The organism is Prodigiosinella aquatilis, from assembly GCA_030388725.1.
Taxonomy (GTDB): Bacteria; Pseudomonadota; Gammaproteobacteria; order Enterobacterales; family Enterobacteriaceae; genus Prodigiosinella; species Prodigiosinella aquatilis.
Window position 1 is genome coordinate 3,898,984 of the sequence record CP128857.1, and the last position, 15,206, is coordinate 3,914,189.

Annotated in this window: 10 protein-coding genes; 1 reads left to right on the forward strand and 9 read right to left on the reverse strand. The window is 49.1% G+C overall.

Annotated features, from left to right (window positions below; all coding sequences use genetic code 11):
- Positions 1–15: 15 nt before the first annotated feature.
- The 9 genes from PCO85_18200 to rlmD form a co-directional block, all read right to left on the reverse strand.
- Complete coding sequence (locus PCO85_18200; protein ID WJV53097.1) at positions 16–1,155, reverse strand: glycoside hydrolase family 88 protein; 1,140 nt, start codon at positions 1,153–1,155, stop codon at positions 16–18.
- A gap of 18 nt (positions 1,156–1,173) precedes the next feature.
- Positions 1,174–2,481, reverse strand: a complete 1,308-nt coding sequence (locus tag PCO85_18205) for a TRAP transporter large permease (protein ID WJV53098.1) — start codon at positions 2,479–2,481, stop codon at positions 1,174–1,176.
- Positions 2,474–3,004 (reverse strand): TRAP transporter small permease, encoded by a 531-nt coding sequence (locus PCO85_18210; GenBank protein ID WJV53099.1) that lies wholly within the window; start codon positions 3,002–3,004, stop codon positions 2,474–2,476. Before PCO85_18210 ends, PCO85_18205 begins: the two co-directional genes overlap by 8 nt.
- A gap of 57 nt (positions 3,005–3,061) precedes the next feature.
- Positions 3,062–4,054 carry a TRAP transporter substrate-binding protein gene (locus PCO85_18215; GenBank protein ID WJV53100.1) on the reverse strand — a complete coding sequence of 331 codons (993 nt, stop codon included), beginning with the start codon at positions 4,052–4,054 and terminating at the stop codon, positions 3,062–3,064.
- A gap of 486 nt (positions 4,055–4,540) precedes the next feature.
- Entirely contained in the window at positions 4,541–5,842 is a 1,302-nt protein-coding gene (gene eno, locus PCO85_18220; protein WJV53101.1) for a phosphopyruvate hydratase, read from the reverse strand.
- A gap of 80 nt (positions 5,843–5,922) precedes the next feature.
- Entirely contained in the window at positions 5,923–7,560 is a 1,638-nt protein-coding gene (pyrG, locus tag PCO85_18225) for a CTP synthase (glutamine hydrolyzing) (protein ID WJV53102.1), read from the reverse strand.
- A gap of 227 nt (positions 7,561–7,787) precedes the next feature.
- On the reverse strand, positions 7,788–8,582 hold the full coding sequence (gene mazG, locus PCO85_18230; protein ID WJV53103.1) for a nucleoside triphosphate pyrophosphohydrolase: 795 nt from the start codon (positions 8,580–8,582) through the stop codon (positions 7,788–7,790).
- A 208-nt stretch (positions 8,583–8,790) separates the two neighbouring features.
- Positions 8,791–11,025, reverse strand: a complete 2,235-nt coding sequence (gene relA, locus PCO85_18235) for a GTP diphosphokinase (GenBank protein ID WJV53104.1) — start codon at positions 11,023–11,025, stop codon at positions 8,791–8,793.
- Between the two features lie 9 nt (positions 11,026–11,034).
- The gene (gene rlmD, locus PCO85_18240) at positions 11,035–12,369 is read right to left on the reverse strand and encodes a 23S rRNA (uracil(1939)-C(5))-methyltransferase RlmD (protein WJV53105.1); all 1,335 of its coding nucleotides are present in this window, start codon (positions 12,367–12,369) and stop codon (positions 11,035–11,037) included.
- 59 nt (positions 12,370–12,428) lie between these two features.
- Between rlmD and barA the strand changes: the two genes are divergently transcribed.
- Positions 12,429–15,191, forward strand: coding sequence for a two-component sensor histidine kinase BarA (gene barA / locus PCO85_18245; protein WJV53106.1), 2,763 nt, complete (start codon positions 12,429–12,431; stop codon positions 15,189–15,191).
- Positions 15,192–15,206: the final 15 nt, after the last annotated feature.

A 15,206-nucleotide genomic window follows, 5' to 3' on the forward strand; every position in this document is an offset into this window, starting at 1 on the left:
AAGCCATGAGCCCAATTATAAATACACACGCAAATATTCAGACAGACACAAAATCGCCATCGCCTGGCCATACGGCATGGAAGTCAGCGGAATCTGGCGGTAATAGTCCAGGTCCTTGCCCATCGCGGTGCCGAAAGACACCTGTAGCAGCTCACCGTCACTATTTATATTGTTCACCACACCACGAATCGCCTTTTCAGCCACGACAGAGTAGCGTTTATCAATGTAACGCTTACGCACTGCCTTCAGAATACCGTAGGCAAACCCGGCGGTAGCGGAGCTTTCCAGATAGGAATTCGGGTCATCCAACAAGGTGTGCCACAGGCCGCTGTCATCCTGATATTTCTCCAGCGCCTCAACCTGGTTTTCCAGTACCTGAATCAGAAAACGACGGGTTGCATTGTGTGCTGGCAGGTCAAGCAGTTCGATAAATTCCGGGATGACAATCGTCAGCCAACTGTTACCACGTGCCCAACGCGCCTCGGCAAAATTATGACTACCCGCGAATGTCCAGCCGTGGAACCATAGCCCGCTCTGGCGATCCATCAAATACTGCACATGTAACAGAAACTGATAAGTCGCTTCCTCAACGAATTCAGGGCGGTTGAGCAATTTACCGATTTTGGCCAGCGGCAACACACTCATCATCAGCGTATCGTCCCACAGTTGATCGGTATTTTCACTGTTATACACAATATGTTGCAGGCCGTTTTTATGGGTGCGCGGCATGTCGTACATCACCCACTCAGCCCAACGCTCAAGGTAAGGTAGCCAACGGCTGTCACCCGTTTCTTCATAGCGATAGGCCAGCGTCAGAAACGGACAAACAGTATTGACGTTCTTGGTCGGCGTGCCTTCCTCCAAACGAGCGGTAAACCAGTCATCAATGATGGTCCGCATCTGTTCATCACCAGTCTGACGATAATATTGATAAATACCATACAACCCGATGCCATGCGTCCATTCCCAGCCAGCCCAGCCTTTGGTATCAATGACACGCCCATCATCCAGTCGCAGCAAAAACTCCCCGGTTTTGTCCTCGATATTGATCAGATTATTGGTAATACGACAAATCAGCGCTTTCAGACCATCACGTGAAATAAAGTATGCAGGCTGGCACAACAGCGGACTGTGTTTTACAGGAAAGACGTTCATAGCGTTCCTCGAATTCGATTACATCACACCAAGCATTTTTGGTAAAAATAGTGTTAATTCAGGTAAATAGGTGATAAGCATCAGCACAGCGATGATGGCAATGTAGAAAGGGATTAGTGGCTTAATCAGATCTTCCACTTTGACTTGCCCGACACTGGCCCCGACATACAGTCCGCTACCGACAGGCGGTGTGATAGTGCCAATCGCCAGGTTGTAAACCATCAGAATCCCAAAATGCACCGGATCGACGCCGATTCTCACCATGATTGGCAGCAGAATGGGAGTGAAAATCAAAATTGCCGGGCCAATATCCATAAACGCGCCCACGACCAACAGGAAGAGTGTCACTACCAGCAAGATTATTTTCGGACTTTGTGAAATACCCAGGATCAGTTTGCTAAGAGCACCTGGAATACCAGTCATCGACATGGCAAACGACATCGCGGAAGACGTTGCCAACAAGAACATGATAACGCCCGTCATAATAAAGGTCTGGATGAGGATCCTTGGGATATCCGTCCAGGACAGCGTTTTATACAAGAACAGTGTCAGATAGGCGGTATAGATTACTGCCACCGCCGAGGCTTCGATGGCAGTGAAGATTCCCTGGACGATACCACCGACAATAATGACCACCAGCAGCATACTCGGAAGCGCATCACGTGTAACTTTCCAGGCCATCCCCTTTTGCAGAGCAAAGAAATTAGTATAGTTGTTACGCTTGGCAACGATATAAGCCACTACCATACAACTGATTCCCCATAAAACTCCTGCCACCAGCCCCCCGGCAAACAGCGCAGCGATAGAGGTTCCACCACTGGCTAGTGCATACAGGATGAAGGCGGTAGTAGGTGGAATCAGCATGCCCGTCGGCGCTGAAGCAATATTGACAGCGGAAGCAAAACTACGGCTGTATCCCTCTTTAGCACTCATCGGCACCAGTACACCGCCAATGGAGGTTGATGCCGCAATCGCCGAGCCGGAGACCGCACCAAACATCATATTCCCGGCGATATTAGTGTAAGAGAGTGAACCGGGAATGCGGCCAGTGAAGAGTTTTGCAAAATTCACCAAACGGGAGGCTATACCACCGTTATTCATGATGACCCCGGACAGAATGAAAAACGGGACCGCCAGCAGTGCAAAACTGTCTAAGCTGGAAAACATTTTTTGCGCCGTGGTGAACATCGCGATATTGAACGGCAGCACCAACATGATAGTCGCGCCGGAAGCAATCACGATACACAAACCAATGGGGGCGCCTAAAGCCAGTAACAAGATAAAAATACCCACCAACATGCTGGCGGCGATAACAGGATCAATCATGATGGCCTCCCGCTAATGTATGACCTTGTTTCGGGTTCGACTTCTTATTCTGGTTCTGTGCCTCCTTGCTCATATCGACGATATTCAGCACGCAGTAAACAATGGTGAGGACACCTGAAAGCGGGAGGGAGTAATACACTTTCCCCATCGAAATCTGCAAGACTGGAGAAATCTGCATCATGGCGTTTAGCGAAACATGCCAGCCGCCAATGATCAGGATGTAAATCGAAAATAGGATAAACACCACCTGAATAACCATGTTCCAGTAAGCGGTCAGGCGTGGCGGGCACTTATCCAGGAACAGCGTTAAACTAATGTGTTCACGTTTACCTGCAACATAGGCTAAACCAATGACGGACAGCCAAACCAGGGAGAAACAGAGAAATTCTTCTGAGAAAATGCTGGGTGCATTGAATATATAGCGACTGATAACCTGCCAACAGGCAACCAAAACCATCACGATCAGTAAACTGCAACAGAAGACCTCTATGACTCTGTCCAGCCATTTTCTAATTATGTTCATAAAACCCTCAACATCATGCCAAATGGGAGAAAGGAAACCCTTTCTCCACAACAAAACCTATTGACTCACTTGGCTGATTTTTTGGTACAGCGCATAAACCTGTGGCTTGCTTTTCAGTTTTTCATAGATCGGCTGGACCGCCTTTTTAAACGGGGCATAGTCGATGTTGAAGAACTGCACTCCAAACTGGGATTTGGCCAGATCACGGGTTTTATCCATCTCTTCCTTCCACGCTTTCTTCTCAACCTCAACCGATTCGTGAATCGATTCCTGTAACGCTTTCATTTGATCCGGTGTTAACTTGGTTTTGGTCAAACTACTCATGATCACAATGTCAGGAATGCGGGTATGCATGTCGTAGGTGTAATACTTGGCCACTTCTCCGTGGCGGGCGATAGTGAGGGCAAATTCATTATTCTCCGCACCATCAATGATACCTTGCTGCAATGAGGTATAGACTTCTGCCTGACTCATGGCGATAGGGGAAGCACCGAGCAGTTTCATTGTGTTGATGGACGTTTCACTCTGCATGACCCGAATCTTTTTCCCTTTCAGATCATCAATACTTTTGACCGGTCCTTTGCTCATATAGAAACTGCGCGCACCAGAGTCATACCACCCCATGCCAATGAAACCCTGTGTTTCAGTAGATTGATAAACCGGATCCATGATGTCGGGATCGTCCATCACCTTGTAAAATTCTTCTTGATTCTTAAATAGATAGGGTAAAGAGAACACCCCATAAAGCGGAGAGAAACTTTCCAATAAACCCGATGAAACCTTGGTCAGGTCAATCGCACCGACCTGCGTCATTTCAACCAGTTCACGCTCACCACCGAGCTGGCTGTCGGGGAAATACTGAATTTGCACCTCACCATGCGTTTTTTGTTCAACACTTTGACCGATGTATTGCAGCGCTTGTTTTACTGGTTCACTATTTTCCGCATAGGCCAGCTTAAGTACGGTTGCTGCGTAAACACCGTGACTGAGTGAGAAGAGTAAGGCCGCAGCAACCAGCTTCATCGAGGTATTAATTTTACATATCTTCATCGCCATTCTTCTCCAATCGTTTTTTATGACGGTTTCAGGACAGACCAATATTTCGCTGTCATTGCCCTAACGTAGCACCCGACCATACTGAAGACCTTTGTGCTTTTGCCATGTCGGGCTATGCACTGGCAACCTGAAGAAGAACATCTTGATCGGGTTCAAAGTTTTTATAAAAAGCAATTTTAACAAAACAAAACCTGAAGTTCGTTTATGACGATCACAGGAAACGAGGGGTTACTGCCACGCCACCACGAGAAAGACTTGTGGCATCAAGGCCGATAACGCAGGAGAGAAAAAGAGTTGCTCGTCAGTGCAGTTAGCGCACCGAGAAACGTTGTGGTTTAGGAGATATCGTGGCCTGGAAAATACCGAAGTGATGACAAAAAAAAACCAGAGGTACAAAGCACCTCTGGTTTTTTTGTTACGTAACGCAGGACGTTTTTACTGCATGTTGCCAGCAATACCGCTCCGCGGAAGACGCGATAATTACGCCTGGCCTTTCACTTCTTTCAGACCATTAAACGGTGCGCGGGCACCCAGTGCTTCTTCGATACGAATCAGCTGGTTGTATTTGGCAACACGGTCAGAACGGCTCATGGAACCGGTCTTGATCTGGCCAGCCGCCGTACCTACCGCCAGGTCAGCGATGGTGGCATCTTCAGTTTCGCCAGAACGGTGAGAAATGATAGCGGTGTAGCCAGCATCTTTCGCCATCTTGATAGCTGCCATGGTTTCGGTCAGAGAACCAATCTGATTGAATTTAATCAGGATGGAGTTGACGATACCTTTTTCGATGCCTTCTTTCAGGATCTTGGTGTTGGTCACGAACAGATCGTCACCCACCAACTGAATTTTGTCACCCAGCACTTTGGTCTGGTAAGCAAAACCGTCCCAGTCGGACTCATCCAGACCATCTTCGATAGACACGATCGGGTATTCGTTGGTCAGGCCTTCCAGATAGTGAGTGAATTCCTGAGAAGTAAAGGTTTTACCTTCGCCTTTCAGCTCGTAGTTACCCGTTTCTTTGTTGTAGAATTCGGAAGCCGCGCAGTCCATGGCCAACGTGATGTCTTTACCCAGCACGTAGCCGGCTTTTTCTACCGCTTCTTTGATAGCAGCCAATGCAGCCGAGTTGGATTCCAGGTTTGGTGCATAACCACCTTCATCACCCACAGCGGTATTCATACCTTTAGCTTTCAGGACTTTTGCCAGGTTATGGAACACTTCAGAACCGATACGGATCGCTTCTTTCACGGTTTTCGCGCCAACCGGCTGAATCATGAACTCCTGGATATCAACGTTATTATCCGCGTGTTCGCCACCGTTGATGATGTTCATCATCGGCAATGGCATAGAAAATTTGCCTGGGGTACCGTTCAGTTCGGCAATATGTTCATACAGCGGCATACCTTTGGAAGCCGCCGCCGCTTTAGCGCTGGCCAGAGAAACCGCCAGAATGGCATTAGCACCGAAGTTGGATTTGTTTTCAGTGCCATCCAGATCGATCATGATCTTATCGATGTTAGCCTGGTCTTTAGCATCTTTTCCCAGAACGGCTTGAGCAAGAGGACCATTAACAGCAGCAACCGCTTTGGTAACACCTTTGCCCAGGAAACGGGATTTATCGCCATCACGCAGTTCCAGCGCTTCGCGGGAACCGGTAGAAGCACCTGACGGCGCCGCAGCCAGACCAACGAAACCACCTTCCAGGTGAACTTCAGCCTCAACAGTCGGATTTCCGCGTGAGTCGATGATTTCACGGCCAATGACTTTAACAATTTTGGACATTAGATTTTCCTCAGTACAAGTTAAACTAAAACCTCAGACAAACAACGCGCGATCACAGACTCGCGCATTGCTGACAAAATTCATTTCACCAAGCGCTTCTGATACGCCCCTGCGGCTTTTACAAAGCCAGCAAACAAGGGGTGTCCATCACGGGGAGTTGACGTAAATTCCGGATGGAACTGACACGCGACAAACCACGGATGATCAGGAATTTCAATAATTTCCACCAGCTTGCGATCGGAGGAAAGACCGGCAACACGTAATCCCGCCGCTTCAAGCGGTTTCAACAACATATTGTTCACTTCATAACGGTGACGATGACGTTCAATAATCGTCGGTTCACCATAAAGCTGGCGTACCAGGCTTCCTTCAGCCAGATGGCATTGCTGTCCGCCTACACGCATAGTACCGCCCAGATCGCTCTTCTCGCTGCGGACTTCGATGTTACCATCTTCGTCACGCCACTCGGTGATCAACGCGACAACCGGGTACTTACAGTCTGGTACAAACTCTGTTGAGTTTGCCCCATCCATACCGGCAACATTACGGGCAAATTCAATTAATGCGACCTGCAACCCCAGACAAATGCCTAAATAGGGAATCTGATTTTCACGGGCATAACCAGCCGCCATGATTTTGCCTTCGATACCACGATAGCCAAAGCCACCCGGAATCAGAATCGCATCTAAACCTTTCAGCACGCCGACACCACGGGTTTCAACGTCCTGTGAATCAATAAGCTTGATATTCACCGTCAGGCGATTCTTCAAACCACCATGTTTCAATGCTTCAATTACTGACTTATAGGCATCCGGTAGTTCAACATACTTACCGACCATACCAATCGTCACTTCGCCGCCAGGATTCGCTTCTGCATAAATGACTTGTTCCCATTCTGACAGATCAGCTTCCTCACAGTCTAAGCTGAATCGTTTACAAATATAATCGTCCAGGCCCTGTGATTTCAATAGCGCCGGGATTTTATAAATGGAATCAAGATCCTTCAGAGAGATAACCGCTTTTTCCGGTACGTTGCAGAACAACGCAATTTTTGCGCGCTCATTAGCCGGCACGGTACGATCAGAACGGCAAATCAGCACATCGGGCTGAATACCGATAGACAGCAGCTCTTTAACGGAATGTTGGGTAGGTTTGGTTTTCACTTCACCGGCCGCCGCCAGATAAGGTACTAGCGTCAGGTGCATAAACAGCGTGTGCTCACGCCCTACTTCCGCTGCCATCTGGCGAATAGCTTCCAGGAATGGCAGGGATTCGATGTCACCCACCGTACCGCCGATTTCCACCAGCACGACATCATGGCCTTCACCGCCTTCAATGATGCGCTCTTTAATCGCGTTAGTGATGTGAGGAATAACCTGAATGGTCGCCCCCAGATAGTCTCCCCGACGCTCTTTACGCAAAACATCGGAATAGATACGTCCGGTGGTGAAGTTGTTACGGCGCGTCATTTTAGTGCGGATAAAGCGCTCATAATGTCCCAGATCAAGATCGGTTTCTGCGCCATCTTCAGTAACAAACACTTCGCCGTGCTGCGTTGGGCTCATCGTACCCGGATCCACATTGATATACGGGTCCAGTTTCATGATGGTAACGTTGAGGCCACGGGCTTCGAGAATAGCCGCGAGAGAGGCTGCGGCAATGCCTTTACCCAGAGAGGAAACGACCCCGCCGGTCACAAAAATATAATTAGTTGTCATGCTGAACCTGAGAGTTTAGGTTTAAGGACGATAGAAAGACCAAGACGGGAAAGTAGTATACCCGAACCTGATGAACGTCACAAATGTTCGTTTTGCCAATTGTGACGTAGCCATCTTCTTGGTGAACGGGCGCTAACGCCAAAAAGCGATCGTAACAAGTTATTTAATAATCATACAGATAGCGTAAAAAAGATCCCTAAACAGGCATTATCTCAGAGGGAAAGGACTTACCTGTTTTTTTCAGTCTCTTTCACTTGCTGCCAGGCTACTTCCATTTCGTCCAGACTCGCGTCAGAGAGCGTTTTTCCTTTAGTACTAATGATTTGTTCTACCTGACGGAAGCGTCGGCTGAATTTATGATTCGCCTTTTGCAGCGCAATTTCCGCTTTATGTCCGAGATGACGGGAAAAATTCACGGCAGCAAACAGCATATCGCCAATTTCTTCTTCCAGTTTATCTTCATCAATCACCGCCTGCTTTGCCTCAAACATGACTTCGTCTATTTCTTCATAGAGCTTGTCAAGTACTGGTCCCAGGCTGGTCCAGTCAAAACCGACAGCGGCACAGCGCTGCTGTATCTTTTGCGCTCTCATCAGTGCCGGAAACGATTCAGGGATGTCATCCAACTGCGAATGACGATCTTTTTCGGCACGTTCCTGCGACTTGGTCTGTTCCCAATTGGCCAGCACGGCTTTACTGTCTGGCAGGCAAGCATCAGCAAAAATATGCGGGTGACGGCGTTCCAGCTTATCGCTAATGGCATCACACACGTCAGAAAAATCAAACAACCCTTGCTCTTGTGCCATCTGCGCGTAAAACACGACCTGAAATAACAGGTCGCCCAGTTCACTGCGCAAATCATCAAAATCTTTACGGCTGATGGCGTCCAAAACTTCGTACGTTTCTTCCAGCGTATAAGGTGCAATAGTGTCAAACGTCTGCTCACGATCCCAGGGGCAACCCTTTGCTGGATCGCGTAGTTTTTTCATGATGTCAAGCAGGCGTTCTGTGGATGAAGGCATTGTTCTGTCCTGATTTTTCCGATGGGTTTTTCCGATGAGAAGGAAAGCAGAATTGATAAGCGTCGAGAGTATGATGGCAAATCGACATGCTTAACCCCGACCAGTCCCCCTTTTCAGGAGAAAGAAGGCAAAAATACCCTCTCCTGAAAAGAAAAGGACGGGAAGGTGTCATGCACAAAGTCCGACAAACATTCGCGGCTGGGTTCACTCAGGCTCCTTGCTGACGACGAGCGTCAATAACGTCTGGTAGCTGATTCAGCTTCGCCAATACGCGCCCCAACACCTGAAGGTTGTAGATTTCTATCTCCATATCAATGGTGGCGACCTGCTGCTTCACATCACTACGGCTGGAAACCCCAAGCACATTAACCTTTTCGTTGGCCAGGATGGTGGTGATATCACGCAGTAATCCGCTACGATCATTAGCAGTAACGCGTACCACTAGTGAATAACCGCTGGAGTAACTTTCTCCCCACACTGCTTCCACAATTCGTTCCGGCGCATGGACACGCAGATCATCCAGTTGCTCACAATCCGCCCGATGAATGGAAATCCCCCGCCCGCGGGTAATGAACCCCACAATTTCATCGCCGGGGATCGGCTGGCAGCAACGAGCAATATGGTGCATCAGGTTACCAACCCCTTCCACCACCACTCGTCCATTATCTTTGTTATTGCGTTGGATGGCTGGCTGTGGCTTTTGTGTCAACTGACGCAACGCCTCGCGATCCTGCTCTTCCGCACTGGGCTGATTCACCTTGGATTGCAGGAAATTTACCATCTGGTTGAGACGGATATCCCCACCGCCAATGCCCGCCAGCAACTCATCCATGGAATTAATGTTATAGCGAGGCAGCAACAGCTTCTCCGCCATCTTCAGACTGATGTTCAGATTATCCAGCTCATCATCCAGGATTTGTTTGCCCGCCAGAATATTCTTATCGCGATCCTGTTTACGGAACCAGTTATGAATTTTGGAACGACCACGACTGGTGGTGACATAACCCAGATTAGGATTCAGCCAGTCACGGCTGGGGTTAGGCTGTTTTTGGGTAATGACTTCGATCTGGTCACCCATCTGTAGCTGGTAGGTAAACGGCACAATCCGTCCGCCGACCTTGGCGCCAATGCAACGGTGACCAATATCGCTGTGAATATGGTAGGCAAAATCCAGCGGGGTTGAGCCGATAGGCAGATCCATTACGTCCCCTTTCGGGGTAAACACATAAACCCGATCATCAAACACCTGACTACGAACTTCGTCCAGCATTTCATCCGAATCAGCCATTTCTTCCTGCCAGGCCAGCAGTTTGCGTAACCAGGCAATACGGCCTTCATAGCCGGCACGACCGACGACCGAAGCACCTTCTTTATACTTCCAGTGCGCCGCCACGCCCAGTTCGGCATCTTCGTGCATCTGCCGGGTACGAATCTGTATTTCCAGCGTTTTACCGCCAGGCCCCAACACCACAGTATGAATAGACTGATAACCATTCGGTTTCGGGTTGGCTACATAGTCATCAAATTCATCCGGCAGATGGCGATAGTGAGTGTGAACAATCCCCAACGCCGCATAACAATCCTGCAAACGCTCAACCACGATACGCACGGCGCGGACATCAAACAGCTCATCGAACGACAGCGATTTCTTTTGCATCTTGCGCCAGATACTGTAGATATGCTTGGGTCGGCCATATATGTCAGCCTTCACATCTTCCTTCGCCATTTCTGCACGCAATGTTTTAACGAAATCATCAATGTACTGTTCACGGTCAATACGCCGCTCATGTAACAGCTTGGCAATCCGTTTGTATTCATCCGGATGCAGGTAACGGAAACAGAAATCTTCCAATTCCCATTTAAGTTGACCAATACCCAGCCGGTTCGCGAGTGGCGCATAGATATTGGTACACTCTTTGGCAGCCAGTACTCTCTCTTCTTCTGGTGCATCTTTCACTTCACGCAGATGTGCGATCCGCTCTGCCAGCTTGATCACAACGCAACGGAAATCTTCCACCATGGCCAGCAACATACGGCGGATATTATCCACCTGCTCTGAGGCCATCGAATCATTCTGCGTGGCTTTCAGTTGGCGGATAGCATCCATATCACGCACGCCATGCACCAGATTGACAATATTCGCACCGAATTCTTCTCTGAGTACGTCTTCATCCACCACGTTGGCATTGGCCAACGGAAACAGCATGGCGGCGCGCATACTGTCATTATCCATACTCAATGTAGACAGAATTTCGACCATCTCGATACCACGCCACAGCAGCAACATAGCATCCGGATGATTCTGAGTTCGTTGTTCACAATAGCGCCAGGTTTCGGCTAAACGGTCACACGATTGCTTGCTGGCAATCCCTAACGACGCAATCCATGCATCCGGTACAAATTCGCCCGCTGTATTCAAATGTGCACTTCTTACCGCAACCATAATTTCTCCCTACTTTACTGAGCCACCGGAACCAAGCAAAAAAAGTGCCATTGATTCGAGATGCCCGGTATGTGGAAACATATCCAGCATCGCGATACGCGCCAGCTGGTAACCCGCCGTCAGCAGGACTTTACTGTCCCGTGCCAGCGTGGTCGGATTACAGGATATATAAACTACATGTTTGGGGCTCAGTTTCACAATCTGTGGCATCACGCCGGGAGCACCCGCACGTGCCGGATCAAGTAACACTTTATCAAACCCTTGGGACGCCCACGGCTGCCGGGTCACATCATCTTCAAGATTTTGGTGAAAAAATGTAACATTGGATAAACCATTACTGTAGGCATTCTCCTTGCCCTTTACCACGAGGGCAGCCACACCTTCCACGCCGACGACCGCTGCTGCACGCTGTGCCAGCGGTAGCGTAAAATTCCCCATGCCGCAAAACAGATCCAGCACCCGATCTTGCGGCTGGACATCCAGCCAATCCATCGCCTGCGCGACCATTTTCTGGTTAATATCATCATTAACCTGAATAAAATCACGCGGACTGAATGCCAGAGATAGTGAATCAACCTGATAATGCGGCTCAGAGCCGTGCAGGCATTCCAACGTGTCGGCATCAGAGGCCAGAAACAAAGAGACAGTCTGTTGCCGGGCAAATCCAGACAATACCTGCCGGTCAGTCTGACTGAGCACATCGAGATGACGCAGAACAACCAGCGGTCCCTGTTCTGCCAGTACCAGTTCCACATGCCCCAGCCGTTTCACCGCTTGTAAACTGCTCAGGCAATCACGCAGCGGCACCAGCAATGTCTCCAGTTCATGGCACAATATCGGGCAGACTTGAATATCTACCAGATCGTGTGAGCCAGCCTGCCGATATCCCATCAGCAAGCGCTGCTGTTTCACCAGATAGTATAATGCAAGTCGGGCACGCCGCCGGTACCCATAGGCCGATCCGGCGATCAACGTCGCCTCCGGTATCGGGGTACCGGTTTCCCGTGCCATCATTCGCGTCAAAGCCGCCATTTTACTGCGATGCTGAAGCGACTGACTAGCGTGCTGCTGCTGGCAGCCTCCGCACACCATAAAGTGTGGACAGCACGGCTCGACACGTTCTTCGCTGCGACTGAGCAACCGTTTGAGCCGGGCATGCGCAAACTGACGTTTTTCGTCAGTAATTTGTATCTCGGCCTGCTCTCCCGGCAATACACCGGCAATAAAAATCGTTTTACCTTGATAGCGGGCAACACCCAGGCCAAAAGGATCGAGATCATTTACCGTCACAGTTATGATTTGCCGGGTCGTCACACGCCGGTTTGGAGAGTAGAATTGCGCCATAATTTGCTGTCATTGTTTTAACGGAATATTCGGCTTTAATTCTCCCACATTGGAACCACATGACCAAATACAGTCTGCGTGCGCGCATGATGATACTGATTCTGGCTCCGACGCTGATGATCGGATTACTGCTCAGTACCTTTTTTGTCATCCACCGCTACAACCAATTGCAGAACCAGTTGGCAGATACCGGTACCAGTATCATTGAACCACTGGCAGCAAACAGCGCTTATGCCATTGCAATGCACCAGCCAGACTCATTACGCCGATTGGTTAATATGTTGCACCGCCAACATTCCGACATCATCCGTGCTATCAGCATTTTCGACGCACAAAATCAACTGATTATCACCTCCAGCGTTCGTGACGACTCAACGATACTTCAACTGTCAAAAGGCGAGCCTATCCCTGGCTCACTCTATATGGAACGCCATGATGATCGCCTGATTTTACGCACGCCGATCTTTACAGATGGTGAATTTACGCCGACCGCTTCCCAGGCAATGCCAAGCTCTATCCCCTCCGGGTATGTCGCTATCGAGCTGAGTTTAAACACGATTGAATTGCAGCAATACCGGGAGATGTCCATGGCGGCACTGTTACTGCTGCTGTGCATGGGTATTGCCGTATTGTTCGCCTACCGGCTAATGCGTGATGTCACCGCGCCTATCAGTAATATGGTGGAAACGGTTGATCGCATCCGGCGCGGTCAGTTGGACAGCCGGGTAGAAGGGAAAATGCTCGGCGAACTGGATATGTTGAAAAACGGCATCAACTCTATGGCGATGTCGCTAACGGCTTATCACGAAGAGATGCAGCAAAATATCGATCAGGCAACTTACGATCTGCGTGAAACGCTGGAGCAGATGGAAATACAGAACGTAGAGCTGGATTTGGCCAAAAAACGCGCTCAGGAAGCCGCCCGGATTAAATCAGAATTTCTGGCCAACATGTCGCATGAACTGCGCACACCACTTAATGGCGTGATCGGATTTACCCGCCAAACACTGAAAACCCAGCTTACCGCTACGCAAAAAGATTATCTGCAAACCATTGAACGTTCTGCCAATAACCTGTTAAACATCATCAATGACGTGCTGGATTTCTCCAAGCTGGAAGCTGGCAAGCTGGTACTGGAGAACATTCCCTTCTCCTTGCATAACACGCTGGATGAAGTGGTGATGCTGCTAGCACATACCGCGCATGAAAAGGGTCTGGAGCTGACGCTAAATATTCAGAACGATGTCCCGGAACAGTTCATCGGCGATCCACTGAGGTTGCAGCAAATCATCACTAATCTGCTTGGTAATGCCATCAAGTTTACTGAACAGGGCAACATTGATATTCGGGTCGAAAAACGTAGGCAGGAACATCAGCAGGTACAACTGGAAATCCAGCTTAAAGATACCGGTATCGGTATCGCTGAAATCCAGCAAGCTCAGCTTTTTCAGGCGTTTCGTCAGGCGGATACCAGTATTTCCCGCCGTCATGGCGGTACCGGCCTGGGTCTGGTTATTACTCAACGACTGGTGCGTGAAATGGGTGGCGATATCAGTTTCCACAGCAAATTAAATCAAGGATCTACCTTTTGGTTCACCATCAACCTGCTGCTTAATCCACATACCATTTCGATTAATAATAACTTTGATATGCTGGAAGGCCGGCACCTGGCCTATGTAGAAGCCAACCCGGCGGCGGCTCAGTCCACGCTGGATATTCTGGCCAATACCCCATTGATAGTGAGTTACAGCCCGACACTGGAACAGCTCCCCAATCACACTTTTGATATTCTGCTGATTGGTGTTCCTGTTAACAGTCACCAAGCCTTGCTTGATTTTACGCCTACGATTCGGGATATCTGCCGTCTGGCGCCAGTGGCTATTCTGGCACTTCCCAGCCTGGCGCAAATTGATGAAGAGCAATTGAAATCTTTTGGCATTCATACCCTACTGAGCAAACCGATTACCGTTCCCCGACTGCGATCATTGTTACAGGATAGTTCGCTGCTTCAACAGACATTGCCGGTAGTCTCCACACCTCAGATTAAAAAAATGCCGCTATCACGACTGCCATTAAGTGTCATGGCCGTAGACGATAATCCTGCTAATTTAAAACTGATTGGTGCATTACTGGATGAGCAAGTGGAAAACATCATTCTGTGTGGAAGCGGTACCGAAGCCGTGGCCAAAGCCCGGGAAAATACACTCAATGTTATTTTGATGGATATCCAGATGCCAGGTATGGACGGCATCCACGCCAGCGAATTAATCCGACAATTACCTTACCATCACCATACGCCGATTATCGCTGTTACGGCTCATGCCATCAGTGGAGAACGCGAATCACTGCTTCAGGCCGGGATAGACGATTATCTGGCCAAGCCGATAGACGAACAGATGTTGCAGAATGTCTTGTTGCGTCATGTACATAATCATGAAAATACCGTGCCACCCGCTACCGAAAAACACCTTATTACCAGTTCCCTTGACTGGGAACTGGCGAAAAGACAAGCGGCCAATAAACCTGAATTGGCACGGGATCTACTCATCATGTTGCTGGATTTTTTACCCCAGGTTCGCCAACAGGTAGAAACCATGCTCAATGGACATAAGGTGGATCATATTGTGGATCTGGTCCACAAGCTGCATGGCAGTTGCAGTTATAGCGGCGTTCCCCGGCTGAAGCAGATCTGCCATTGCCTGGAACAGCAACTACGTGAAGGTGCTGATATCTTGGAATTGGAACCGGAATGGCTGGAACTGCTGGATGAAATAACCAATGTGGATATAGCGGCCAAGCGGCATCTGACAAAAATCAACTGAAACCAGCAGGCAGGC